This is a genomic window from Bacillus sp. TH22, assembly GCF_016651015.1.
In the GTDB taxonomy this organism is placed as follows: Bacteria; Bacillota; Bacilli; order Bacillales; family Bacillaceae_G; genus Bacillus_A; species Bacillus_A mycoides.
The window spans coordinates 1-25,632 of sequence record NZ_JAEKER010000002.1 but is presented as its reverse complement, the minus strand read 5'-3'; the positions used below and the strand labels follow the sequence as shown (position 1 = coordinate 25,632).

Below are 25,632 nucleotides of genomic sequence, written 5' to 3'. Positions count from 1 at the left end.
TTGGTTACAATCCTTTCACTTGTTATATTTTCAGTGGAATTCACTCTCTACTATAATTCCTCAACTTGTGACCAATCACATTTTAGGCCATTTTCTTTAGCCCAGTTCTCTATTTGTTCTTGTGTCCATCCTTTTCTTGTTCCTATTTCTACATACGGATTTGGAAGTGCTGCGAGTATTTTTGTACGATCATTTCGCCTCTTAAGCCATACTGATAATGCTGTAGGATTTCCTGAGAAAACTACTTTGCTGATGTCCCTATTCCCGTAAGCTTTGATTGTCATGCTTAATCTCCTTCTCTATTTCTTCCCATATTTCATTTATCTTTGTTGTTTGGAAATACCGCATGAGTGTGCTAGCACATAATCCGAATTCTTTGAAACGACGTATTGGAATACATCCCTCATTTACTTTATATACACGTTTTAATTTATCTGCTAATCCTTGTTTGGTATAAACTTTTCGAGTACCGTACGTTGAAATAAGTCCTGCTCTTTTATGCAATTCAAGCATACCACCAAATCGTAGAGCAAAGACATCTGCATTATATATATCATGAGATTCATTTAACTGCTTTGGTGTTGCTGCTTGTCCTAAACAATTAGAAAAATCAATATACATTTGAAGTAATTCTTCATCGGTTTCTTTCACAACCTCGGGTGTCTTATTAATTGGTGTAATACCAGCTGCAATTAACGCATTATTATAGTTTTGAAACATGTTTATAAAGATATTACGACTATATCCTAACTGTTCAAGCTTCTTTTGAGAAGGTACTTCCCCAAATTTTTTATACAACTCTTGCAGTATTTGAATGAGTTCTTCTCTTGTATAGTGAAATCCACACAAATCGTCTTTAGAAATACCAGATAACAAAAGTATGCGATTCCAGCGCATGTTAAAACGAGTCTCATAATACGTTACGGATGGCACTATTTCTTTATTTCTTTCGTTCATAAATACATTCTTTTTAGTCGTTCCAAGACGCATTATCTCACTTTTAAGTAACTGTAGTAGCTCTTTATCACTTTGTGTGTAGACAGTCCCGTCAAAAGGCTCATAGCCTAATGAAATAATGAAATCTCTATACCCCATATGAAGATACCGCTTAATTACTTTGGAATCTGGCAATGTTTTGTCTGTAATCAAATCATTTGTTGTCGGGATTCTATTATTCTTACGAATCCACATATGAAATATCTCGATAATTGCTTCTGCTGTAAAAGTTCTCTGATTTAGATGTTCAAAACCAGCCGCAGCAAGGGCATTATTCCAACTCCCAAATATTTTTTTAATGGGCGTCTGTTGTTTAATATCTCTTTTGGTTGGAATCTTCCCCAATTCTTTCGCTTTATACTGAATAATCAAGATCAACTCTTCTTTTGTATATTGCATTCGTCACTCACCTACATAAAAGAATATTATCTTCTTTTCTCAACAGCTTCTTTTATTCCTTTTTCGATAGCATTCCATACTTCAATTACATCGTAGTGATCTAACCCTTCTTTTGAAAGACTATTAGTTAAGTAGGTTTCATAGGAACCCTCTAAATTAGTTACATTTTCAAGATAAAAATCTAATTCATTATCATATTCATCTTTGTTTTTGCTATGACTTCCTTCACACATTTCAATTGAAACATATTCCTTTGCGATTTCTTCTAAACTTCTCATTCCTACACACCCCTTAATTATATTCTTACATTTATAATAACAGATACGTAGACGATCGTCTACGTATCTTGTTTCCTCAAAAAATAAATTAGGGATCTCTATACATGCGCATCAAGCTAAATTTGACTTTTGCTGAAAAGGAAAAATACACACTGTAGACATTAAACAGCGTATCGGTTATGACTAGATTTTTCAAACTAGAAGGGAATTAACTTTATATCGTGTATAATTAGACAGTACCCCCTATCTTAATTTTACTATCTTATTTCAAAAGGGTATTTACAAAAGAAGAGGAAACAAGAAAAGCTGGATATGATTTATAATCATGCAGTGCAGGGAGAAGGCTATTTCCAGAGTCCATCTTATTACTGGAAAAACATTGTGGTACAACATTTCAATAGGATACAACGCAAAGAGATGACTGTTGAACAACTTGTCAATTTTCTTGAAAAAGAAGAAATCAAGTTCTCACAACCTAAATCGTTAATTCAGTATCCAGTGGTAGAATGTTTGAAATATATTGCGAAAGTAAGTGGAGAAAATTTAGAATTACGAAAAACATTTAATGCCATTACTTTAATAAGGGATAGAGTCACATACCCATCAAGCTCAGAAATTCATTGTTCCCCAAAACGAGAAAAATGAGTTAAGGGCTAATAGACCACTATAGAAAAATAAAATTTTCATTTTTGTGAGAATCTAATATAATAGCTTGATGGATGTGGTGAGACCCCTATATAAACTGTAATTTTATTCACCTTTTTTGTTTATATATATAAATTTATTAGTTAATATATCGATGTCTTGACTTAAATACAAAACTTGCTTATGAGTAAAACCATACTTCTCTACAAGCTTAATTAGTTCTTGTTTCTTTTCTTCAATTAGTTTATGTACATTTCCCATCTCCATATCTTTAAAAGCTCCTTTAATACTATTTATCAGTAAAATTATAGTATAAATACAAAAATAAGGGAACTAGAAATTTTAGTAATTGAGTTTTAGAGCAGACTAATTAATATATATAAATCAAGATATATGTATAATTGCATTTAAAATCTTCTATATTGATGTTATACTAATATTAATCGAGAAGCATCTGATTAATCACTACATTTTCTTAAATAACATGTCAACGTATAAAAAGACACTTTAAGTAGTGTCTTTTTATACGTTTTGAGCCTAATACTAGGATAGAACTAAAGGTGCAATAAAAAGAGTACCCGCCATTAGGTACTCTTCAACAAGTAAGTATGGCGCTCCAAGTTTCACCTCATATGATAACTCGTCCCCACGGATCCATCATATGATTTTTTTATTAGAATGTTCACTGGTTTAATGTGTAATTTCTATATAACAAAGAAAAAAGCACCAGTTTTGGATGTTTAATGTATACTAATATTAATATTGAATAGCTTTATTGATAAACTTTCTAGAACAATAAATATACTAGCTGAAACTGATCTATATCCGATATTCTTTCCTGTAACATTAATAGTAATCTCCGCTAAATGGGGTTTCATATCATCTTTTTCAAAAATTTTATCTTCAACCTTTTCAATTATTGCTTCACTATCCACTTCTTTAAAAGTTTTCAGCAATCTTGTTTCTAATAAAGTAAAATCAAAATTTTCATCCTTAACCACATCAAATTTAATCTTCATTTTTCTTTCCCCATTTTTAATAAGTTAACATCTTTGTATTAATATAATTATATATATTTGTATTAAATAATTCAAAAAATATGTTTTATAAAACTATCATCCATAGTTCACATCTCCAATAGAGAGAAATGAAAAAAACAAATGGTAAAGTTCCTTCTTTCAAGGTCAAGACTATCCTCAACCTTCTCCAAGCCACCGCATCATATAATTTTTTAACTATCCTTAGCTACGAGCTTTACGTTCGGTGACTGGGAGAAGACTAAGAATCTTCTCGTTTTAAGTCCGTAGACTTCGAGAGCTATGGGGTAACTCTCTCATTTACACAACGTTTAGGAATATCTTTAAATCTATAAGACACATATGTTTCTTCCGGCGCCTTATTTGAACCTATACATAAGACGGAGGGGAATGTTCCGCTGTATTGGCTCAAACAAAGAGCGGAAGCTCTCTGCTCGTTTAGACCTATATTTTTATAACGATACAGTTCATCCAATCGAACGAACCATCACCACATTTGTAAAACAATCCATCTCGAAATCAAGACCTTGAAAGTAGTTTCCGCTACCTCTCAGTAATAATAGTGTATCACCTAAATATCAAGAACAGTGTGTCATCGTTGTGGCATGATTGTGGTTTCTTTTCATTCCTCTGCTCACTCTTCTAATATGGTCATAGCTATAACCTAGCTCACTAGCAAACTGTTTTTAATTGAATCCCATCACATCACGTAAATTAATAATCTGCTGTTCTAGCCCCTTCTTCATTCTGATCAAGGTTGGCATTATCAGATGAAGAAATATCGTGGTGCCTTACAAAAGCATCAAATTACACAAAGTATGTCTCGAAAAGGGAACTGTTACGATAATGCGGTGATTAAAAATTTCGGTTCTGGTGCAAAAATAAAATAAAAGAGAATAAAGCGCATATATTCCTAACGGAATCGTATCTTATGCTGCAAGTCCAAACAATTGATGGATGAATTCTTTCTGATTTTGGACAGACTGGTCCCGTAAATCAAGCTGTTCTTTTTTAATCATATGCATAGCTTCTACTCCAGAAAGAATGGATGTAGCTGTGTCAAAAGATTTGAGCCCTAGCATAGAACGGATTCGCTTCTTTATAAAGCGATGATCTTGTTCTACTATGTTATTCAAGTACTTTTGTTGTCTAAGTTGCATACCATCAGGTATGCTTTTTTCTTTTTTCAACTGTTCAATTGCTATAGGATAAGCCGGGTTCTTATCGACTGTTATAACACGTGGCTTTGAAACATGAAAAGACCGCAAAGCTTTCTTGAAAAAGCGCTTTGCAGCCTTTTGGTCTCTTGTTTTGTTTAGGAAAAAATCAATTGTGTTTCCTTTCGAATCAACAGCACGATACAGATACATCCATTGACCTTTTACTTTGATATATGTTTCATCGACTCTCCAAGAGTCATTTGTTTATTTGAGGTGACGGCGGATTCGTTTGTCCAATTCAGGACCATACTGATGAACCCAACGCATAATCGTTGTATGAGAAATGGATAAACCCCGTTCTTCTAGCATTTCCACCAAATCCCGAAAACTGAGGCTGTACCGTAGGTACCATCTTACCGTTAACAAAATAATATCAGGCTGATAATGCTTCCATTTGAATACATTTTCCTTTTCCATACCAATCACGCACCCTTTTTAAAGTAATAGTAACAGTATGTCCAAGATTTATAGATTCATTGCAATTGTCCTTAAGTTTTTGCACCAGAACCCAATTTTTGACCAACCTCCTTCGGTATGTATGACATTTAACTTTTGTCCATCTTTTACTTTATCGACAACTTTTGATTCCGTAGTTGGCTTTTCACGTACGTTGAGTACATCCGCTGTTACGATAGTTTCTGCGATAACAGATGTTGTAAAAGCCCCCAATCCCAAAACTGTTGCTGTTGCTGCACCAATTATTTTTTTCATAATTTCCTCCATTACGTTTATTTTTTAAATTCTATTATATTAAATGTTTCTGTAAAATTAGGTGAATTCACAGAATAACAACACATTTGTAACAATATATTAATATAACTTAATATATTGTTTTTATCAGAGTCTCTTTCTAATCCAAGCTTTAAAAAATAAATGGCCACTAAAATAACCCAATACAAAAAGCATCTAATCCTATTTTAATTAGATGCTTTCATATAGTCCTTGAGCCTAACATTGTAAACTATTTATGCGACAGTAAATCCTTTTTTATCACATCCCAGAGCGAATTATCTTGACGTATCGGTTTACCATCTTCGCCCCATTTTATTTTTTCTGTTCCCAATTCATAATTCATTCCCGTCCAAGTGTCTTCACGAAACGCATAGAATGATTTATGCCAACCTTTTTGGTTGAAGATAGAAATAAGATCTTGCATGTATTGGGTAGCACCAGGGACAGTACGGTTAATTCCAAACTCCTCCGCAATAATTCGATTAGATGGTACATGATTTTTCTTAGACCATTGTTGGATTGGCTTTAAAAATTTCTCTAATCCCTGTTTGTTCCACATTACAGGTTTCTCTAAATCCCCTACTTTTACAAATCCCGGATATTGATATTCCTTGTTTTGTTTTTCACCTTGGCTCGTTAATTCATATGGTTCATACATATGAAATGCGTAAAGTGTTTTTTTATCCTTTACTGGTTTTAAATATTTAAAGGCCCATGGAGTAGCATATAAACCTGAATCTAAAATAATCGGTGTTTCTTGGTCCACTTCACGAATGGAATTAATGACCTTTTGATTAAATCTATTTAAATCCGCTGTCGTTCCTTTCACTTTTTCATACCATTTCTCGTAATCTTCCGTCCAAAAATCATTATATCTATTATTTTTAGCTGTTTCTGGATGCGGTTCATTTATAATATTGTAACCAACCACTGCAGGGTGATCTTTTAGTTCAAGAGCAAGGTCCTTCCAAAATTCACTTGCTTGTTCTTGATACTTCTCTTCTTCCCAGATTCTATCATCATTCTTATTATTATTGAATTGGCGCCATCGATCACCAGGTAAGGATAACATTGTAAGAACGACTTTCATTCCTTGCGATTGTGCGGCATCTAAATCCGCTTTTAATTTTTCCAAATCTTCCTTTACCAATCCCTGATAGTTATCTGCATTCCCTATCAGAAAATCCTTTCCAGAAGTATCTGGTTTATCCTCAAATAAGAAATCTTTATCTTTCGCCCATTTATCAGGTGCTAAACGGACATATTCAATATTAGCTTCCTTTGCACTTTTATAGTTTTCAGGTAATGAAGTACTATTCATAAAATTAGTACCTTTTCTTTTGGAATCCCAAAAATGAATTTTGGAATCACTCTTGTGATAAGTATCAGCTTTCACATTCATTTCCTGTACTCCAAAACTCATCATTCCTAATAACGCAACAATTCGCAAAACTTTTTTCACAACTTTTCCTTCTTTCTATATATATTTTACACACATAACATACCTTTGTTTTGTTACAGGAATATGGCAATTTTCCAAAAATACCTTTTAAGTTTATAAAGCGGAAGTCTATTTATACATAAAAAAGACCAAGGATATATACACTAAGAAAAGTCTAGAAGATACGGAATATTTAAAAATGAATCGCCTCAAAAAGAACATGTAGTAATTTCTACATGTTCTTTTTTTTCTTATTAACCGACCAAGGTTATATTGTAAATGTTCATAGCATTGTATGCTGAAATTTAAATTGTAAGTTCTAATGTAAACTTTTTATCATTAGTTTACATTCAAAATATGAAAAATAAAGAGATTAGAACATCTAAAAAACCAGATCTACGCTAGCTTTTTTTACATAGTTTTCTTTAGAAGAAATCACTATATCTAAAAACCTATAAAAATTCCCTCAAAAGATTTAAAGGGACTTTTATAACATTTCCCTTAACTTCATAGTTATAGCCTACAACCTATGCAATTCTATTTTTCGCTTTTATCTAAGTCGCGTAATAACAAGATGTGCTGAAACAGACTCTGTTCCTCCAGCCAGAGGAGTAATGGTTAGTGCTGTGGATTCGCTAGCAGGGTTACGTACAGTAAGTATTGAATTGATGACTGATGTTTGCACAAGAGCCATTCCTACTATCTGAGAAGTACCAGTTGCTCGACCAACTACCGTATAAGCTAATTCAACAGCTCCTGCTCCGGAATTAAGAGTTAAAACTAGTTGACCCGCTTCGGTCACACTCACCTGAAACAAGACCTGATAACTACCGATTGCAGACAAATTAAATGTATCAGCACCAGTACGTGCAATCCCCGCTCCACTAAAAGGTCCGTCTCTTGGAAAATCTACGTCTCCACCAACTGCAACTGTTGCAGCATTATCAGGGGGCATCAACGCATAAAAATCCGCAAAATCTAATACTCCTCCTGTCAGGCCTGTTGCTCCCGTTGGACCTATGTCTCCTGTCGGGCCTGTTGCTCCCGTTGGACCTATGTCTCCTGTCGGACCTGTTGCTCCCGTTGAACCTGTTACTCCTGTCGGACCTGTTACTCCCGTTGGACCTATGTCTCCTGTCGGACCTGTTGCTCCCATTGAACCTGTTACTCCCGTTGAACCTGTTACTCCCGTTGAACCTGTTACTCCCGTTGAACCTGTTACTCCCGTTGAACCTGTTACTCCTGTCAGGCCTGTCGGACCTGTTGCTCCCGTTGAACCTGTTACTCCTGTCAGGCCTGTCGGACCTGTTGCTCCCGTTGAACCTGGTACTCCTGTCAGGCCTGTCGGACCTGTTACTCCCGTTGAACCGGTTGCTCCTGTTAGACCTGTTACTCCTGTCGGACCTGTTGCTCCCGTTGAACCTGTTGCTCCCGTTGAACCTGTTACTCCCGTTGAACCTGTTACTCCCGTTGAACCTGTTACTCCCGTTGAACCTGTTACTCCTGTCAGGCCTGTCGGACCTGTTGCTCCCGTTGGACCTATGTCTCCTGTCGGACCTGTTGCTCCCGTTGAACCTGGTACTCCTGTCAGGCCTGTCGGACCTGTTACTCCCGTTGAACCGGTTGCTCCTGTTAGACCTGTTACTCCTGTCGGACCTGTTGCTCCCGTTGGACCTGTTGCTCCTGTCGGGCCTAACTGAGCCAAGGGCAAAATAATCTTTTGTATTAATTGTATTTGTGCCTGTCTTGTAGTGTTATCAATAACAAATAAATTAATAAGGGATAATAAATTATTTACTAATGTTTGTAATTCAGTTGTTAAAACAATAAAATTTAGTTGAGATATATTTAAAATAGTAATTAAGTTCTTAGTAATAGATATAAGATCTGCTTGTTGTTGTTGATTTAAAAATCCCGCTTGTGCAAATGCTAATAATTGATTTAGAATAACAACTAATTTCCCTATATTTTGCGGTGTGGGTACTGTAAGTACTGCTGGTATTGATACAATGAGCTCATTAAGAATATTGGTCCAATTAGTCAATGCTGTTAATGTCAAAGGAATTATATCTTGTCTTTGAATTGGAGGACAATTACAAAAGTTAGGTTGGCAACCCCTCCTGCAATTTACCATATTTATCACGTCCTTAAATTTATACATACATATACAATATATTTAATGAATCAATAATTTCTTTTGAACCTATCAAACATCTATAAATTACAAAAAAGGCTCACTCCTTATCTATTTTTATATAGGAGTGAACCTTTTTTATTATTAAGTATTTAATGTAACACTTTCTATATCTTCACAACTTATGAAGATAAAACTAGAAGATGCCGGTGTTATTATACCTTCCTCCTCTAATATAACTATACAAAGTGTTGAAATGAATTGTTGTAATATAGCAGGTCCAATAATTTGACCGGATCTAGTTGTAATTGTAACCACAGTTCCCAATGACCACTAAGTAAATCATATTCCAATTGGATTTTCACGCCTGCCTTATTACTACTCCCACCTGAACCTTGATAGTCAGTGGCGAATTGATCAGGTAGTTGAAACACTGTTGCATCTAGAATACGGATACGATTGAAAGTAGAGATTATATGTGCAGAAAGTGAGGGATTTGAACAGAGTTTTTGTGTGAGAAGAGAAGTAAAGACTTCTCGAAGAAATGCGACAGCTGCTGGATTAAAGCGTTGATTCAGTCCTTCTGGACTCATGAGTGTAGCTGTATTTGCATAAAGCTGACTACGTAAGAGAATCACTTGCTACATGTTGACTAATCCAAATACATAAAGCAGCCAAATCTCGTGCACCAAACTTACTTTTACGTTTTACGAAACCCGTTTCCTGTGCGAGCTGTTGAAGGATACTTGGAGATAGATATCGCTGTAGTCTTCAGCGAATAAATGAAACTCAACTTGAATCGATAGAGTCATACAAAACGCCATCCTTTCTGTATTTTTCTACAAAAAGAATAGCGTTTTTTTGATTATATGGATACAAATTTATCTTAGATTGATAGCGATGTATGGTGACCTCTATTAGAATATTTAAGAAATTATTATTTAAGCTTTTTTCGGAGGAAGTTACAATATATTTTTCTTTACGTATTGGTATATGGATAGTTTTAAATTATTTTCAGAAATTTATTTTATGTGTGGAATATAAAGTAGGAGCTGGTGTATAACAGTACAAATACAAAAAGCGTGAACAGTTTAGCATTTTCACGCTTTTTGTATGGAATAAATCATAAAAAATGTAGGGAAATGTCGAAAGGATTAAATTGATTTTAAAAATTGAAGGTGATACCATAAAATTAAACAACGTTTAAAACATTGTTTAATTAATAAATTCTAGAGGGGGAGATAAGTTGAGGGAAAATGAAAAAATATCAACGAAAGAAAAGATTTTAAATACAACATTGGAGTTAATTAAAGACGAAGGTTTCGAAAGTGTAACAATAAGAAAAATTGCGGCATTGTCAGATACAAATATCGCGCTTGTAAATTACCATTTTGGTTCAAAAGAAAAATTGATTAGTGAGACGATTAAAGTCTTATTAATTAGCTTTCAAGGCACTTTTTCTATTTTAGATGATATTAAAGTGCCAGCGAAAGAAAGATTAAAAATATTTTTATTGGATTATGTACTAGTAATTCAGCAATACCCTGAGTTAGTTAGGAAAATTATTGCAATGGGAACTACGGGATTTACATCTCAATACGAATATGGAGATTTTTTGAAGAGGCTCGGTTTTAGTAAAGTGAAGAGTATTTTGAGCGAAATAACAAATGAAACGGATCAGGAAATTTTAATGATGATGACAGTGCAAATATTTGGATCCATTTTTCTTCCAGCATTAATGATGCCAATTCTTGAATCAGGGGCAGATATAAGAGTACTGCCTGTAGAAAAACAGATTGATTTCCTATTTGAACGCTATTTTTATAAAAATTGAGACAGTGGGTGATAGAGATGGTTAGTTTCTTTAGAAAGCATTGGTGTGATATCCATATAGCGCCATAGCTTAGCATTACCTTCTATATCTGAATTAACTCCAGCAATTTTCTTAAACAAAAATATACACCCTTTCTTCTCTTTCTTACTTCATCTTGTTTCTTCTATTATATAAGACATCAATCTTCAGTTATATTTTTAGGGAATAGTACATTCATTGCTTAAACTGTTAAAATCCAATCTCCCCTTTGTTTCCCTTCAGGTTTATAGTATTTCATTTTCCCCTCTTCAATCAATCTACCCACTAGTCCCTCCTTTTTAGCTCTCCTTAATTTCATCCGCAGCGCATCTTGTGTTATTCTCCAACGATCACATGCTTCTCTCGGTGTCATAATTTCATCTAGCATAAATAACATCCTAACCACCCCTAGTTACTTATAAGTAACAAACAAATTTTTAGGTATATTCACAGGTATTACTACAAGTTCTATTTATGAGAGAACTTGTATATTTGATTTAACTAAAATCTCAAAAGAACATATTAATTATTTCAATTACTAATTTTACAAACTTTCCCCATCGGATCAAAGTCTCCAGTTTGGAAGTCTTTTTTGTTTTTTTGACATTTTTAGTATTCTTCTTGCTCTTCTGCTTTTTAAGTTTTTTATTCACCTTGAGAACCCCTTCTATAACATAGTAAAGATTATTAATCTTCCACTATGTTATAGAGCGTATCTAACAAACTTCTATTCCTCTACGCATTCATTATCAACCATACATACCACTATCACCTTTACACACTACTATCATCCCTATTATTAATAAGGTTTAAAACACCCTTTAAAAAAAGGAATAGATGTGACAAAATGGCATTCACATCGTATTCACCTGAATTTTCATATTCCAAAAAGGTACAACTTTTAAAACATATTTAATATTCATTTAGTGAAAACGAGTTTTACAAATGTATGAAAATGTTAAACCCATAAAAACTCGTTGTATCATGTGTATATACTGATATAACGGGTTTTTATATGAATATTTAACTGTCTATTTTACTAATTATAAAAAAACATGAACTTAGTTTTACTTTTTAGGGATAATACTTCATGTAAAATGGACATTTTATTTATATTTTTGATAGATTTCTTGCGAAATATGTACCTAGAGCGGTATTTAAATTTAAATGTGATACGATTGTTGTATAGTAGCAAGTATTAAAAGAAAAGTAGATAAAAATAGGGGGCGCATTTCATGTATAACTTACAAGAAGATATGTATGAACAATTAAAAGAGAAAAAAGGGGATATCACTATATTTTTAAAGAATGGGGTCCCCATACGTGGGCAGATCCTTACAACGGATAAATTTACTGTTCTTATGATGGTTCATGGTAAGCAACAACTAGTCTACAAGCAAGCAATTTCCACAATTCTTAAGTAATTCTTTTTCCTTTTTCGAGGGAAGAGGAAAAAACACCAAAAAAAGAAGATTGAGATCAATCTTCTTTAAAAAAGGAACAGATGACAGATTACTACTCCAACTCCTAATCAATTATAATTAAGCGTGTAGTGACATTCAATTCATTCTAAATTTTCTCAATATTTTTGTTTTATTATTAAATTATAATATAAGTAATTCTTTTTATTATTATATGTTTGTTCTTTCTTGTTGCAGAATCCTTAAGCTATTAAGGATTCCTTTTTTGTATCTAAAATCCAAAAATAAAAAGATAAGATCCGGGAACACGATCTTATCTTTAGCACAAGGAGTAAACAAAAGGATAACCATCATATTTTTATTATAATTTATTTTTTGTTGATTTTGAATATTAGAAACACAATTAACAAGTATATCTATATTGAGAAATTTATTACAAAATTAACTGTAAATGATTTAAAAAGCGAAAGTAAACTTTTACCCATTAGTTTACATCTTTTTATAATTTGTTAAATACGTCAATAAATATCCAAATAAAAACCCATTGATATCAGCATATGTGTATGATATCAATGGGTTTTTATGAGTTTAACATTTTGTATCCTTTGTAAAACTTGTTCTCAATTTGTAAATATTAAACATGCTCGAAAAAAGGGCTCTATTTAGATGCTTTTGCTAAATGAATATGTTACTATCTAACAGCTGGTATTCATCATCTCAAAAAATTCAGTAACTTCATCATAAAAAGTGCTCCTAGATAAATCTAGGAGCACTTTTTATGAAACATTATTTTTTATTTGCCTTTGATCCACTTTATGATAGTAACCGTGTTTTACTACTTGCCTAACATCATCTACTTCAATTCCCATTATCTCTGTAATATCTACAACAATTGTATTCTGTAGAACACTCACTACATATCCAGTTAATTGTAAATTAGGATTTTTACGATATAAAAATAGAACGTAATCCCCAATTGTTACCTTAATTATTCGTTAGGTTTCCCTTTTTTTACTTCTTCATACTGTTTAGCAAGTCTATAAAATGAAGAACACTTAATATCATATTTCTTCATTGCTTCTATATTTAAAAATTTCCACTCTAAATACAATAAGAAAAACAAAAAGAACTTGTAGAAATCACTACAAGTTCTTTTTCAAATAATGTATAAAAGGTGAATCAAACTATCTCATTACTCGAAACGAGGCCCCCCATAATTACCATAAACATTTGGGCGTAGTTTCAATATATATCAGTCTCCTATGTAAGTGGCTTCCATAATGCTAAAGCGAATATCCAATTCGAGTCACCATTTCCTTGATGATTTTGAACAGCTTCATACACTTTCCCTTGATGTTCTACTTTATCTCCCTTTGTATATGCCTTCTTCGAATCCCATTTTTCATAAGATTCATTTTGATTTTTTGTTTTTATTGGGAGAATGTTACTTTGAATCGATGTATTTCCAGCTGCATCTACAGCCTTCACTGCATATTTATATTCCTTATTAACTGTAAGATTTTGATCAGTAAACGTCGTTCCTTGTACCGTTTGAATCAATTGTCCATCGCGTAATACCTGATATTCTTTTACACCTACATTATCTGAAGAAGCATTCCATTGTAGCTCTACACTGTTAGAAGTAACGTTGCTTGCATATAATCCTTGTGGCTGTGTGGGAGCTTCTGTATCTGGTTTCGGATTAACAATGTTATCTACTTTCTTCACTCCTTCTTTTGTAATCTCATACACCACTTTATCCCCAAAACTTTCCTGAATGTTTTTTTCTATATTTGTAATGGTAGCTCTGTTCGCACCTTCTACATGTGTGAATTCAATAAAATCGCCTACTTTTACCGGAATTTTTGCTTGCTCAGCATTTTGTTGCTTATTTCCATAAATTTCTTTGTTATAGATCACTTTACCTGATGTATTTTGCACTTTAATACTTGCATATGTACTATCAAAGTAGTTATGTGGTACACCTGCTCTTAGATCAATTTGCATTTCTTCTGTTGATTTATTTAAATTTACTTTCGCAAATTCAAAATCACCAATCCCTTTCAGAGACCATGCAAATTCGTTACCTTCAAAAATGTTTGGAGATTCATTTTTGATTTGTACCTTTTTCTCAACAGTTTGATCAAATAAATCAGTTAATATAATTTTTGCATAAGTATTTGTAGATAATAGTGTAGATTGACTAACCTGACTTTGATAAGATTTAATATTATCAATTATCTCGATTGGTTGTCCTGTCATATTTTCATCATTATAAATTTCAATTTTACCTTTAAATTGTGGTGTGCTATTTTCTTTTAGTTTCCAAGATACATTTAATTTTTCATTTTCATAATATATAGATTGTATATCAAAATCTATTTTTCCTATTTCAGGTTGAGTAGGTTGAGTTAGCGCGAATATTTTTCCTGTTCCAATGGTAGACTGCGTATTACCTCCTGCTTTGACCCATAGATATTCTGAAGTAGCTCCTCCATCATATTGATGAGAAGTATCATGCTGTCCAGAAATACTTTGATTATTCCAAGAACTCCATTGTTTATCTACTAACTTTCGGCTATAACCATTTTTTAGGCGCGCTTCTCGAACATCCTGTCCATTACCAGCCCAGTCTTCTTGAAACATTCCTAATCCATGATTAAATGCAACATTAGCAACCGGAAAGTCCATAATTGCAATTAGATGCCATTTATTCTTTGTTACATCTTTCATCCATTGTCCAAATTTAGTATGACCATTTTCTTGCCATGAACGCATTGTCATTCTGTACCAATTGTAATCTTTCCATCCATAAGTTGTTTGAACCTTCAGTCCTGTTCCTTCTCCTCCAAAGAGTCCAGCTTGTGAATTCGGAGATAAGTATTCGGCCTTTATAGCTTCTTTAGAGGCAATTGGATCCCATAAGGCAAAATGTAAAGTACGTTTTCCATTTTCATCAAACCCACTTTGTTGTTGAAAACCAGCGTATCCCCCAGCTTCACCACCTGCATTCCAGTTGTGTACAGCCCAATACGTATAAGGTGCAGTCTGAACTGGTGACCAGTCTATACTAATAATATCTGAGGAAGCTGTATTTTGTGGACTCACATAAACTGAAGGAGCAGCTGAACGTGTTACTGCTTTAGTGTGCGAAATAGACGTTCCAAACATAGAAAATATGCTACATGCTGCGGTAATTATAATAACTTTATTAAATGTTTTTTTCGTTTTCTGTCTAATCATTAATCTACTTCCTTTTCTAATTTTTATTATTAAATAATAACTTAATAGAGAAATCTATCAAGATTCAAGCAACATCCCATAATTCTTGAAAATACCGCCCAAATCTATGATGTTCTATATCCACATCTGATTCTTACATAATTAATTGATTGTAAGTTGTTTCCATAACGATAACGCAAATATCCAATTCAGGTCACCATTTCCTTGATGATTTTGAACAGCTTCATACACTTTCCCTTGATGTTCTACTTTATCTCCCTTTGTATAAGCCTTCTTCGGATCCCATTTTTCATAAAATTCATTTTGATTTTTTGTTTTTACCGGAATAAGGTTACTTTGAATTGATGTATTTCCAGCTACATCTACAGCTTTCACTGCATATTTATATTCCACATTAACTGTTAGGTTTTGATCAATAAACGTCGTTCCTTGTACCTTTTGAATCAATTGTCCATCACGTAATACCTGATATTCTTTTACACCTACATTATCTGAAGAAGGATTCCATTTTAGCTCTACACTGTTAGAAGTAACGTTGCTTGCATATAATCCTTGTGGCTGTGTGGGGGCTTCTGTATCTGGCTTAGGATTAACAATTCGATTTACTTTCTTCAGGCCATCCTTTGTAACTTCATACATTGCTTTTTTATCAAAGCTTTCACGTTTATTATTATCTAAATTTATTAATGTTGCCCTCTCTCCGCCTTCTAGATGTGTAAGCTCAATAAAATCGCCGATCTTTACTGGAACTTTTTGTGTTTCAGCATTTTGCTGTTTATTCCCATAAACTTCTTTGTTATAGATCACTTTACCTGATGTGTTTTGCACTTTAATACTTGCATATATATTATCAAAGTAGTTATGTGGTACACTTGCTTTTAGATCAATTTGCATTTCTTCTGTTGATTTATTTAAATTTACTTTTGCGAATTCAAAATTTCCAATCCCTTTCAGCGACCATGCAAACTGGTTTCCTTCCAAGATATCTTCTGTATTTGGTACATCGCTTTTTATTTGAGTAAGAAGATCCATCATCGGTCGCGGTTCATTCGCAAAAACAGAAATGATACTGTTATTTAATTCTTTCCACTCAGCATCTGTTACATTTGGATTTTGTAACATAAGAGAAACGTAATCTGTCCATACTAAAAAATTGATTGGTAAAATATTGGTGGATATTTTATAAATTGCAATTTTATTATCTGCTGAAGTCATCGCTTTCGCTAACCAGCGTAATCGCTCTGATTGATCTAGTTTTACTGGGTCAAGTTCAGCATTTTCAAATAGTAGCATATACGGTACTTGATTTGTCGGGCTATTATCTGACCAAGGAATAACAGTTGCATCATGACGGCTCGATTTACTCCATCCGGATATATCATTTCCTAAATTCCAAGAAGATGGTTTGTTATTCCATATGAGTGCACAATGTCCAGGTTGTCCAACAGGCATAGCTGCCACTCCAAAGGCTTGGCTTACTTGCGTACCAAACTTCGAAATATTACCGCATACCCCGCCAAATCTGTAAATGGAAGAAAGATTCCAACCTAAACCGTAGAATGCATCATTTCCAGCGTGAATACTAACGCCATCTTTGTTATGGGTTACATAATTAATCAAATATGCACTTTCCCCTACCTTATCTTGATTTTTAAGTTCTGGATGTTCCGTATTAATCATATTTCTTGCCCAAGTTAAATCTTCTTCTGGTGACCAAGTATTCACTACTAATCTTAAATGCCAAACATTATATGTTCTAAAGGAAGGAAGTAACTCATTATTTTGATCTGCTGATTTATAATGTTGGTACCTTGTTAATGGATTAATAGGTTGATTGTTTGTCCAATATTTTATAGGTTCAGCATGAGCTAACGATGTAGCTATCGCTAATTTCAAATACAATCCTTCATGAGAATCTGCATCCACATTCCAGATTGTATTCCATATCTCAAGTGCATTTACAGGATTTTTTCCCGTTGGACTACCACCTTCAAGATAGGTATTCATCACACTTGTATTTTTCATAGCCCAGCTAAGAAATTTCTGATGGTCAGCATCTTTTTTTGCAAATGCATCCATTGTTGCAGCACCTGTTTGTAATATGAATTGAAACTGAGCCAAAGCTGCTGCAAATACTGGGTCTGTAAGCTTCTTTTTTAAACTCTCTTCAGTCATACCTCCAATATTTCCATTCAGATATGCTGTGAGATTATTCAAATGAGCTTCAAAATTACCCTTTGCAATTGCCTGATCCGTCTGTTGGTTCAATGTTTCTAAAGTGAATGTTTCTTGATTGAATGACATTGTTTCAGCTGAAACCTTTGTATGCGGAATCGTAGCAATACTGCCTAAAATAATCGGCATAGTTAATAATAAAGATGAAATCCTTTTCAAAATAATTCCCCCTTTTTTGTTTTTGAACTTTGACTGCTGCATGATTCCCCTTTATATATAATTCTTCCCACGCCTAAAGGCATAAGGAATTAAACAGCCAAAATGAATATAATTTGGTAGTTTCCTAACCTTTCGCAACTGGCTGACATAGTGGAATGCACCTTAGTCCCTATAGCTTTCACTAATTTTGCCTTTATCGAATTTCATTTTCAGTTTCCATTTAAATAAATTTTCCTTTTCTATACTAATCACACACCTTTTATAGTGTAATAGTATCAGTATATCCAGGTTTGAAAGACTATTTCAGTCACTTTAAATTTTCTGCACCAGAACCCTTTTATCCGTCTACACCAAAGTAATACAATGCTCCAGTATACTTCAAAGACCCAGATGGTAACAGTTTAGAATTAATATGTTATGTTGAAGTTCCTAATGAATGAAACCATAATACAGATAAGTATTCATTTGTAGATTGGAAGAAACTAGTTAATTCAGTTCATTTTTGGGAACAAATAATTGTTTAAGTTGATGGGCATGTATGATGGCCCCCTATTATCATACCGGTTCTGTTGCAAAGTTTCTTAACATCAAATTAAATGAGGTATTTTTCACTAACTATTATGCAATTATAAATAGTTTTTGTAATTCACTGCACGTCGAAAGACAGGAGTCTGATGTAAAACTCCTGTTTTTCTTATATAAAGCATAAACGGTTTCGATTCCCTTGATTGTACGTGAAGCATGCTGAAGGTTTTGAAATCCTGTGGATTTGACAAAGCGGCGTTTCACATGTCTATGGTCCTGTTCTATGATATTATTCAAATGCTTGACTGTACAATGAGCAGTATATTTATAAAAGCCTTGTTCATTTAATTTTTTAAATGCACAAAGTAATGCCGGTGCTTTGTCTGTTGTTAGAACCGTTGGTTCTCCAAATATTTTTACTAACCTTTTCATAAAGGCATATGCAGCCTGATGATCCCGTTTTTTACAAAGTTGAATATCCAATGTGTACCCTTCCTTATCAATTGCACGATATAGGTAACGCCATACCCCTTTAACTTTGATATAGTTTTCATCCAGATGCCAAGATAGTTGCGCAGATTTATTTTTCTTTTTCCAAATCTAATAAATGAGATTTCCATATTCATGAACCCATCGCATGATGGTTGTGGGATGGACCGACACACCACATTCTTTTAAAATTTCAGATACATCTCGATAACTTAAAGAAAAACGACAGTAGTAGTCGACAGCTACTAAAATAGTATCCTACCTGAATTGTTTCCCCTTAAAATATTCCATTTATGATTCTCCTCAATCTATTTTGCAAAAGTTTAACTTAGTTTTAAAAACCTTGCAACAGAACCATATAATTCCTTCAAATTTTTTTATATAAATAACAATTCCAATTGTTCCATATTTCAGCATATTATGTCTATAACATATGCAGCATTACATATAGTGATATATATATATATAATCGAATTATTATTTTCGAGTTGCTATCCCTTATAGGCGTACCACCAACATTTTAACGAAAATATACGCTAAGCAAATTTCAACAAAGAAAAAGCCAGTTTCCTGTAAGTTAAGGAAATTGGCTTTAGTTTGTATTAACTTAAAGAGATTCTATGATTTTATAATAAGTGGACTACAAGCACTTCGTAAAAAAATCATACTAAGCACATTTTGATTTTCAATCCATATCTGCAAAATCAAATCGATGCAAACAAACAAGATAATCAAGTTTCAAAAACGCAAGCCTGGAAAGATAGAATGAACAAAAGTTATAGCGCAATTGAAAGTGTAAATACAAATTTCATTTTAAATCAAAAATAATGCAAGAAAATAAGCACATCTTATTAAAAAACAGATGTGCTTATTTTTTAATTCCTATGCATTTTTACGTTTTAAGAAAATCACTCCACCAACAATTAACAGCAATGCACCTGCAGCCATAGAGATCCAACTTGTAAGGTTAGTACCTGTTTGCGGTAACCATCCAATTTTAGATTGAATTTCTTTCTTAGGTTGTGGTTGCTCTTTTACTTGCTCTTTAGGTTGTTCTGATGTTGGAGTATTTTTATCTGGATTCGGCTGTTCTGGTTTAGGTTGTTCCGGTTTTACCTCTTTAAATTTCACTGTTTGACCCTTATCTTCAATGTCAACGTGAATAGCAACTAAGACATTATCTTGATACAGTTCTTCAAACACGACTACTTCTTTACCTTGTAATGCAGAAGCATTAAATGTGAAATCTAGTGTGATAGAACCATTTTTCTCTTTTGCAGTAAACTTAGATTCTGCTGTTACTTCTTTACCATCAACTAATAATGGCTTGTTTGTTGCTTTATCCATTAGTTTACCTTTTACAACGTAATCTTTACCCACGATTAAGTCTTTGTATTCCACTTTATCTTGGATTGTTACAGATTTTGTAGCGTCTAACTCTTTAGAACCATCAGCTTTGTTTGTAGCTGTTGTTTTAATAGAAGGTTCTACAAATCGAACTGTTTGACCTACATCGTTAATATCAGCGTGAGTTGCAATTACTTGACCTTCATGTAATAAGTCTTCAAACACGACTACTTCTCTTCCTTGCTGTTCAGCGCCAACGAAAGTAAAGTCTAATGTTACAAAACCATTCTTTTCTTTTGCAGTAAACTTAGTCTCAGCTGTTACTTCTTTACCATCAATTAATAATGGTTTGTTAATAGCTTTGTTCATTAGTTTACCTTTTACAGTGTACTCTTTACCAACAACTAAGTTAATATACTCTACTTTATCTTGGATAGTGATAGAATCGTTTGCATGAATCTCTTTTCCACCATCAGCTTTGTTTGTAGCTGTTGTTTTTACTGAAGGCTTAACAAACTTAACAGTTTGACCTTTATCATTGATATCAGCATGTGTAGTAACAACTTTTCTGTCTTTCAGTAACTCTTCGAATACTACTACTTCTTTTTCTTCTAAGCCAGTTGCATCAAATGTGAAGTCTAATGTAATAGAACCATTTGCTTCTTTTGGTGTAAACTTAGTTTCAGCTGTTACTTCTTTACCATTTACAACTAATGGTTTATTAGTTTCTTTATCCATTAATTTACCTTTTAAAGTGTACTCTTTACCTACTTGTAGGTCTTTGTATTCCACTTTATCTTGGATTGTTACAGACTTAGAAGTGTGCATTTCTTTTGTACCATCTGTTTTATCAGTAGCTGTTGTTTTTATTGAAGGAATCTTTTCATCTTTGACAATATGTTTAATGATTTGACCATTCTCTTTGATCTCAAAAGAAAACGTTTCTTCATTCAATACATAACCTTTTGGTGCAATAGTTTCTTTATATGTGTATTTTCCAAATGGTAACTTTTCAAACTTCGCGATACCTTTATCGTCTGTTTTTCCTTTTACTACTTCTTTTCCTGCTTCGTTATAAATAGTAAACTCTGCATTTGGAAGTTTGTTGTTTCCATCAGCTACATCAACTTTTGTAATTTCTAGATCACCTTTGATAAGATGATTGACTGCCAATAGCTCAATAATTTTCCCATGTTCCTTTATTTCGAACACGATTGGTTCTGTAATAAGAACATAACCATTTGGAGAAGCCTTTTCTACAAATGAATATTTACCATACGCTAAATCTTTGACGTTAACTTCACCATTTTTATCTGTCTTATATTCGCCAATTACTTTCCCGCTTGCATCTTTTAGCTCGAATACTGCACCTTCTAATTTTTTACCGATATCTTCATTATCTACTTTAAGTAACTTTACACTACCTTTCACTTCTGTATTTTCCACTGTAAAAGTAAGTGTATTATTGTGTTCTTTAATTTCAAAAGGATACTTTGTTTTATTTCCAATATATCCATTAGGTGTTTTTGTCTCTAAGAAATAATATTTACCATACGTAAGACCATCAACATTTGCAATTCCATTTTCTTTTGTTACTACTTTTTTCACTTCTTTACCATCTTCAGTGAAGACCGTGAATTCAACATTTGGTAAAACCTTTCCTGAATCACTAAGTTTTTTAATTTCGATGTTACCTTTCACTTTGTTATTTACTACTTGAACTGCTCCTGTTTCCCCTGTCTTAACTTCAATAGTCTGTGGTTTATCACCTGAAACATAACCTGTTGGTGCTTTAATTTCTTTTACTGTGTAGGTACCAATTGGTAAGTTGTTTAATTCTGCAATACCATTAGCACCAGTCGTGATTTTTCCAACTGATTCATTATTTGCATTAAAGACTTCAAATACTGCACCAGCTAAAGCTTCCCCATTTTCTCCAACCTTTTTAATTTTTAAAGAACCAGCAGCTTCCCAATTTACTGCAAGGTCACTACTAAGCTTCTCCTCATTTCTTTCTAGTAGTACTGTAGCATTCTGGACAGTATCAGTACCGCGGTAAGCAATTGCTTGAACTTTTGTTAAGTTAGCAGCAACACTTAGATTAAATTCACCTGTTTTTGTATCTTTAGGAATTTGGATACGGAATTTTTCCCCAACTGAAAGTTGATCTCTCACTTCTCCATTTTCACTAACAATTTTTACTCCATTAGGTGCATTTTTCGCTACTACCTTATAAGAACCACTTTTAGCATTTGTTTCTACTGTGTAAAGGTTTGTTTCAAAGAACTCACCCTTTAATTCTGCTTTTTGCTTTTCAGCAGGAATCACATTCATAAAAATATCTTGAGTATCTTCACTTCTATTAGCACCATCAATAATAGCTTTAGCTGCTTTTTCGACATTTTTATTCGTATGCTTTAATTCATTTACATCAAGTTGACCTAATGCATTCCAAACGGCAAGTTGTGTCGCGTAATGTGCTTCATTCTTATTAGCTACTCCCAGCTGTTCTACACTTTTTTGCGGGAAACCATTTAATAGGACTCTATATACTACATTATCTGTTTTCCCCATTTCAGGAAGATCTTCTCCATTTGGTGATTTTAAACCTAGAGTTAAACAATAAGCGATTTGACCGCTTGAATTTTTGATAATTTCAGTTCGGATATCCTTTCCTAAACTGTTGCTATAGCTCCAGTTCATTGAATACTTTTCATGCGTCATAACCTCCGCATTTGCCTTCGGTAGAAACACATTAAAGAATAATGCTAGTACTGATAATAATGCAAGAACTCTTTTAACAACTCTTTTCCCCAATTTTAAAACCTCCCTAGATAAAATGAACCTGATGTATTATTTAAATATTTAAAATAATCACAACGAAGATATTTCATATTATAAGACATAAAGTTACAAATATTATATTATTTTTACAAATTATTTATTTTCTCAACATCCATTACAAATTATTATATTAAAATATATAATTTAATAAAAGCAACAATATTCGGGATACCTTAACAAAATTAGAAGCTGGGTAAAATACTAGAATAACAGTAGTTGAAGTACGGAAACGATTCTGGGTATGAAAGACTACTACAAAGATATTTTAAGAGAGGGATATAGTTCACACACACTTAACAACAAATGAAACAACATCACTCATTTTCCCAAACATAAATTCAATAATTTCATTTCCAAAATCTTAATGGTTTAGTAATCATTCTTCTTCTAAATCTACAAAATTAGCTCCTGACCACCTATGAAGTACCCTTCAAAGTTCTTTTCTTCAAATGAACTTTTTAAAGAATAATACTATAAAAACAATCGCATCCTAACTAAAAATTCCGAAAAAACATTTAGTTATTTAATATGTAAACAGATATTTTTTGCTTGAATATAAGGATTAATAATGAATTTTTATTGCATTTGCACCTGCAATATTTATATCGAAACTAGTAAATTATGTTATTATAGGATTTTTACTATTAGTTTACTGGAAATTTGCATTATTATGTGTCAATAAATATCATTGTATTTAATATAAAATGAAATGAAAAAGGAGGTTTTACGTAATTAATTATTAGAACTTTCAGATAATAAATTATACTAAAATTAGTAGGAAGAATATGAGTAAAAAAGTAACAACGTTATGACGAAGTTCGACTATTGGTCTAAGTATCCTAGTATCTCAATCGTGACCTCTTGAAGACTTTTTCGTTTTCAAATAAATTAAATTAACAAAAAAATAATAATTTTTAATTTTTTCTTTGTAATTTATTAAATTACATGTTAATATGGCGAAGGCTATAAAATGGATTTCGTCATATACAATGTTTTTTCGGAATATTCACTCCAGAAAAACGTACCTATTTCAGTAATTTACTTCATGTTTTACTTATATAAGGGCTACTTTCAGTTCTTTTGTTCATAAGTAAAAGTAACTTTTTATTTCTATCTTCCTCATCGGTTCTAATATAAATAGTAAAAAAGCACTTTTTCAAGTGCCCTTCCTTTTCTTTTTTAAAGATAGAAAATCTAATACAACCAAACACCTAGATTAAACACATTCATAATCCTGCTTACAAACTCGCAGAGAGGCATAAACTATGGGAATTCCTACACTATTATTAAATACCTTTATTATTATAATTTGTATCCTTAGTTACCAAGTATTTTGGCTAGAACATAAAGAAAAAATGGTATGTAATACTATATTAATTTCTGTTCTTTCCTCCATTTCAATTATTTTTTGTATGACTTTTCCTTTTTATTTACATGCTGGGTTCATTTATGATTTACGTTTTATTCCCATCATATTAGTTTTTCTATATGGAAATACAAAGTGCGTTATTTGTATTGGAGTTTTATATCTTTCTTATAGATTTTACTTAGGTGGAAGCGGAGTTTTCCCATCATTTATTATTTTTACTATTATTTCTGTTATTACAATCATGTTTCGTTACTTATCACCTACTTTTTTCAAGGAAAAGAAGATATTATTAAGCATTATACTTATTTTGATATGTACAACTTCCCTTTCTATCTGCGGTATTGTAACGCATATAAATACAGGTGGTAAAATTGACTCTACTCTCATCGAATTTTCATTTAATTATATAGTCATAAATATTTTCACATTATTATTATCAGTTTATTTAATAGAAGGAATGATCGAGAAATATAAAATAAAAGAAAGAATGCAAAGAGCAGAAAAATTTTATATAGCTAGCGAACTAGCTGCATCTATCGCGCATGAAATCCATAATCCACTAACCACGGTACAGGGATTCACTCAGTTATTAAATGAAAATGAAAGTTCTAAGGTACCTCAAGATAAGTACTTGGAAATCATGTTAATTGAAATGCAACAAATACAATCTACTATTAATAACTATTTATCTTTAACCAAACCACAAAACATTATAAAAGAGGAACTAGATATTAATTACATATTAAATCAAGTGAAAGATAATATTTCACCACTCGCTCTTTCATATAATGTTGAAATAAAACAGCATATTACAACAGGTTCCCTTTACATATATGCTAATCCTGAAAAATTAAAAATATGTCTAACCAACATCATACAAAATGGAATTGAGGCTATGAAAAATGGTGGCGTATTACAAATAAATATACAAAAAATAAAAGATACTATTGTAATTGATATTATTGATACAGGAATAGGAATGTCTTCCCAACAAATAAAACGTATTGCCTTGCCATTTTATTCAACAACAGAAAAAGGTACTGGGCTTGGTACTATGATTGCGTACAGTATTATTAAAGAATTAAACGGAGATATAGAGATAGAAAGTGAACTAGGAAAAGGTACACACTTTTCTATCACTATCCCCTGCTAATATAATAGAAGATTTATTTAAATGATATTATTTTGTGGCTAATATACCCATATAAAAAGAGGACGTAACTATTCGTCCTCTTTTTATATGGTTCTGGTGCAAAAATAAAATAC

The 25,632-nt window shown here is 32.7% G+C and carries 18 protein-coding genes, 7 pseudogenes and 1 riboswitch; of the genes and pseudogenes, 6 read left to right on the top strand and 19 right to left on the bottom strand.

Annotated features, from left to right (window positions below):
* Nucleotides 1-50 precede the first annotated feature (50 nt).
* The 3 genes from JFU18_RS27780 to JFU18_RS27770 are packed head-to-tail and all read right to left on the bottom strand — an operon-like array spanning nt 51 to nt 1,673.
* Nucleotides 51-284 carry a hypothetical protein gene (locus tag JFU18_RS27780; RefSeq protein ID WP_149191295.1) on the bottom strand — a complete coding sequence of 78 codons (234 nt, stop codon included), beginning with the start codon at nt 282-284 and terminating at the stop codon, nt 51-53.
* Entirely contained in the window at nt 259-1,395 is a 1,137-nt protein-coding gene (locus tag JFU18_RS27775; protein WP_201033419.1) for a homing endonuclease associated repeat-containing protein, read from the bottom strand. Before JFU18_RS27775 ends, JFU18_RS27780 begins: the two co-directional genes overlap by 26 nt.
* A 26-nt stretch (nt 1,396-1,421) precedes the next feature.
* Nucleotides 1,422-1,673, bottom strand: coding sequence for a hypothetical protein (locus JFU18_RS27770; RefSeq protein WP_201033420.1), 252 nt, complete (start codon nt 1,671-1,673; stop codon nt 1,422-1,424).
* Nucleotides 1,674-2,090: 417 nt separating this feature from the next.
* Between JFU18_RS27770 and JFU18_RS30020 the strand changes: the two genes are divergently transcribed.
* Nucleotides 2,091-2,318 carry a hypothetical protein gene (locus JFU18_RS30020; RefSeq protein WP_242488465.1) on the top strand — a complete coding sequence of 76 codons (228 nt, stop codon included), beginning with the start codon at nt 2,091-2,093 and terminating at the stop codon, nt 2,316-2,318.
* Nucleotides 2,319-2,423: 105 nt separating this feature from the next.
* Here the strand turns inward: JFU18_RS30020 and JFU18_RS27760 are convergent, their stop codons facing one another.
* Complete coding sequence (locus JFU18_RS27760; protein ID WP_201033421.1) at nt 2,424-2,585, bottom strand: aspartyl-phosphate phosphatase Spo0E family protein; 162 nt, start codon at nt 2,583-2,585, stop codon at nt 2,424-2,426.
* A 473-nt stretch (nt 2,586-3,058) separates the two neighbouring features.
* Complete coding sequence (locus JFU18_RS27755; protein WP_201033422.1) at nt 3,059-3,337, bottom strand: hypothetical protein; 279 nt, start codon at nt 3,335-3,337, stop codon at nt 3,059-3,061.
* A 755-nt stretch (nt 3,338-4,092) separates the two neighbouring features.
* Here JFU18_RS27755 and JFU18_RS30585 point away from each other — a divergent pair.
* Nucleotides 4,093-4,221 (top strand): annotated as a pseudogene (locus JFU18_RS30585) (DDE-type integrase/transposase/recombinase); the annotation flags it as partial.
* A gap of 63 nt (nt 4,222-4,284) precedes the next feature.
* On the opposite strand, the pseudogene JFU18_RS27745 reads toward JFU18_RS30585, so the two are convergent.
* The 6 genes and pseudogenes from JFU18_RS27745 to JFU18_RS27725 form a co-directional block, all read right to left on the bottom strand.
* Nucleotides 4,285-4,992 (bottom strand): annotated as a pseudogene (locus tag JFU18_RS27745) (IS6 family transposase).
* A gap of 93 nt (nt 4,993-5,085) precedes the next feature.
* Nucleotides 5,086-5,286, bottom strand: a pseudogene (locus JFU18_RS27740) (SH3 domain-containing protein); the annotation flags it as partial.
* 250 nt (nt 5,287-5,536) lie between these two features.
* On the bottom strand, nt 5,537-6,769 hold the full coding sequence (locus JFU18_RS27735; protein WP_201035022.1) for a glycoside hydrolase family 5 protein: 1,233 nt from the start codon (nt 6,767-6,769) through the stop codon (nt 5,537-5,539).
* Between the two features lie 529 nt (nt 6,770-7,298).
* Nucleotides 7,299-8,807: a collagen-like repeat preface domain-containing protein gene (locus tag JFU18_RS30255; RefSeq protein WP_274606773.1), complete on the bottom strand. Its 1,509-nt coding sequence runs from the start codon at nt 8,805-8,807 to the stop codon at nt 7,299-7,301.
* A 219-nt stretch (nt 8,808-9,026) separates the two neighbouring features.
* Entirely contained in the window at nt 9,027-9,209 is a 183-nt protein-coding gene (locus tag JFU18_RS30420; protein WP_151304230.1) for a CGEA protein, read from the bottom strand.
* A pseudogene (locus tag JFU18_RS27725) lies at nt 9,152-9,694 on the bottom strand (transposase); the annotation flags it as partial. The gene JFU18_RS30420 and the pseudogene JFU18_RS27725, both read right to left, overlap by 58 nt.
* 434 nt (nt 9,695-10,128) lie before the next feature.
* On the opposite strand from JFU18_RS27725, the gene JFU18_RS27720 reads away from it, so the two are divergent.
* Entirely contained in the window at nt 10,129-10,716 is a 588-nt protein-coding gene (locus JFU18_RS27720; protein WP_201035024.1) for a TetR/AcrR family transcriptional regulator, read from the top strand.
* Here JFU18_RS27720 and JFU18_RS30250 read toward each other — a convergent pair.
* Both JFU18_RS30250 and JFU18_RS27710 read right to left on the bottom strand, forming a co-directional pair.
* Complete coding sequence (locus JFU18_RS30250; protein ID WP_274606758.1) at nt 10,704-10,835, bottom strand: hypothetical protein; 132 nt, start codon at nt 10,833-10,835, stop codon at nt 10,704-10,706. The genes JFU18_RS27720 and JFU18_RS30250 overlap by 13 nt on opposite strands.
* A gap of 101 nt (nt 10,836-10,936) precedes the next feature.
* Nucleotides 10,937-11,131: a helix-turn-helix domain-containing protein gene (locus JFU18_RS27710; protein WP_201033426.1), complete on the bottom strand. Its 195-nt coding sequence runs from the start codon at nt 11,129-11,131 to the stop codon at nt 10,937-10,939.
* Between the two features lie 838 nt (nt 11,132-11,969).
* On the opposite strand from JFU18_RS27710, the gene hfq reads away from it, so the two are divergent.
* Complete coding sequence (gene hfq / locus JFU18_RS27705; protein WP_002144450.1) at nt 11,970-12,158, top strand: RNA chaperone Hfq; 189 nt, start codon at nt 11,970-11,972, stop codon at nt 12,156-12,158.
* A gap of 773 nt (nt 12,159-12,931) precedes the next feature.
* Here the strand turns inward: hfq and JFU18_RS27700 are convergent.
* The 4 genes and pseudogenes from JFU18_RS27700 to JFU18_RS27690 form a co-directional block, all read right to left on the bottom strand.
* A complete protein-coding gene (locus tag JFU18_RS27700) occupies nt 12,932-13,147 on the bottom strand; it encodes a DUF2187 family protein (protein WP_201033544.1) in 216 nt (71 codons plus the stop codon).
* Nucleotides 13,144-13,275, bottom strand: a pseudogene (locus JFU18_RS30580) (recombinase family protein); the annotation flags it as partial. The gene JFU18_RS27700 and the pseudogene JFU18_RS30580, both read right to left, overlap by 4 nt.
* Before the next feature lie 140 nt (nt 13,276-13,415).
* Complete coding sequence (locus tag JFU18_RS27695; RefSeq protein WP_201035025.1) at nt 13,416-15,398, bottom strand: DUF3472 domain-containing protein; 1,983 nt, start codon at nt 15,396-15,398, stop codon at nt 13,416-13,418.
* Nucleotides 15,399-15,539: 141 nt separating this feature from the next.
* Nucleotides 15,540-17,792 (bottom strand): putative mucin/carbohydrate-binding domain-containing protein, encoded by a 2,253-nt coding sequence (locus tag JFU18_RS27690; protein WP_201033428.1) that lies wholly within the window; start codon nt 17,790-17,792, stop codon nt 15,540-15,542.
* 130 nt (nt 17,793-17,922) lie between these two features.
* A riboswitch (cyclic di-GMP riboswitch) is annotated at nt 17,923-17,993 on the bottom strand.
* Nucleotides 17,994-18,154: 161 nt separating this feature from the next.
* Here JFU18_RS27690 and JFU18_RS27685 point away from each other — a divergent pair.
* A pseudogene (locus JFU18_RS27685) lies at nt 18,155-18,232 on the top strand (VOC family protein); the annotation flags it as partial.
* 178 nt (nt 18,233-18,410) lie between these two features.
* On the opposite strand, the pseudogene JFU18_RS27680 reads toward JFU18_RS27685, so the two are convergent.
* Nucleotides 18,411-19,058, bottom strand: a pseudogene (locus tag JFU18_RS27680) (IS6 family transposase).
* Nucleotides 19,059-19,688: 630 nt separating this feature from the next.
* Nucleotides 19,689-22,970 (bottom strand): VaFE repeat-containing surface-anchored protein, encoded by a 3,282-nt coding sequence (locus JFU18_RS27675; protein WP_201035026.1) that lies wholly within the window; start codon nt 22,968-22,970, stop codon nt 19,689-19,691.
* Nucleotides 22,971-24,262: 1,292 nt separating this feature from the next.
* Here JFU18_RS27675 and JFU18_RS27670 point away from each other — a divergent pair.
* Nucleotides 24,263-25,519, top strand: coding sequence for a sensor histidine kinase (locus tag JFU18_RS27670; RefSeq protein ID WP_201050414.1), 1,257 nt, complete (start codon nt 24,263-24,265; stop codon nt 25,517-25,519).
* The last annotated feature ends 113 nt before the right edge of the window (nt 25,520-25,632 follow it).

Bases quoted from the DNA above. Each gene is read 5' to 3' on its own strand.
- JFU18_RS27780 (WP_149191295.1), bottom strand. From the start codon at position 284: ATGACAATCAAAGCTTACGGGAATAGGGACATCAGCAAAGTAGTTTTC.
- JFU18_RS27775 (WP_201033419.1), bottom strand. From the start codon at position 1,395: ATGCAATATACAAAAGAAGAGTTGATCTTGATTATTCAGTATAAAGCG.
- JFU18_RS27770 (WP_201033420.1), bottom strand. From the start codon at position 1,673: ATGAGAAGTTTAGAAGAAATCGCAAAGGAATATGTTTCAATTGAAATG.
- JFU18_RS30020 (WP_242488465.1), top strand. From the start codon at position 2,091: ATGACTGTTGAACAACTTGTCAATTTTCTTGAAAAAGAAGAAATCAAG.
- JFU18_RS27760 (WP_201033421.1), bottom strand. From the start codon at position 2,585: ATGGAGATGGGAAATGTACATAAACTAATTGAAGAAAAGAAACAAGAA.
- JFU18_RS27755 (WP_201033422.1), bottom strand. From the start codon at position 3,337: ATGAAGATTAAATTTGATGTGGTTAAGGATGAAAATTTTGATTTTACT.
- JFU18_RS27710 (WP_201033426.1), bottom strand. From the start codon at position 11,131: ATGTTATTTATGCTAGATGAAATTATGACACCGAGAGAAGCATGTGAT.
- hfq (WP_002144450.1), top strand. From the start codon at position 11,970: ATGTATAACTTACAAGAAGATATGTATGAACAATTAAAAGAGAAAAAA.
- JFU18_RS27695 (WP_201035025.1), bottom strand. From the start codon at position 15,398: ATGATTAGACAGAAAACGAAAAAAACATTTAATAAAGTTATTATAATT.
- JFU18_RS27670 (WP_201050414.1), top strand. From the start codon at position 24,263: ATGGGAATTCCTACACTATTATTAAATACCTTTATTATTATAATTTGT.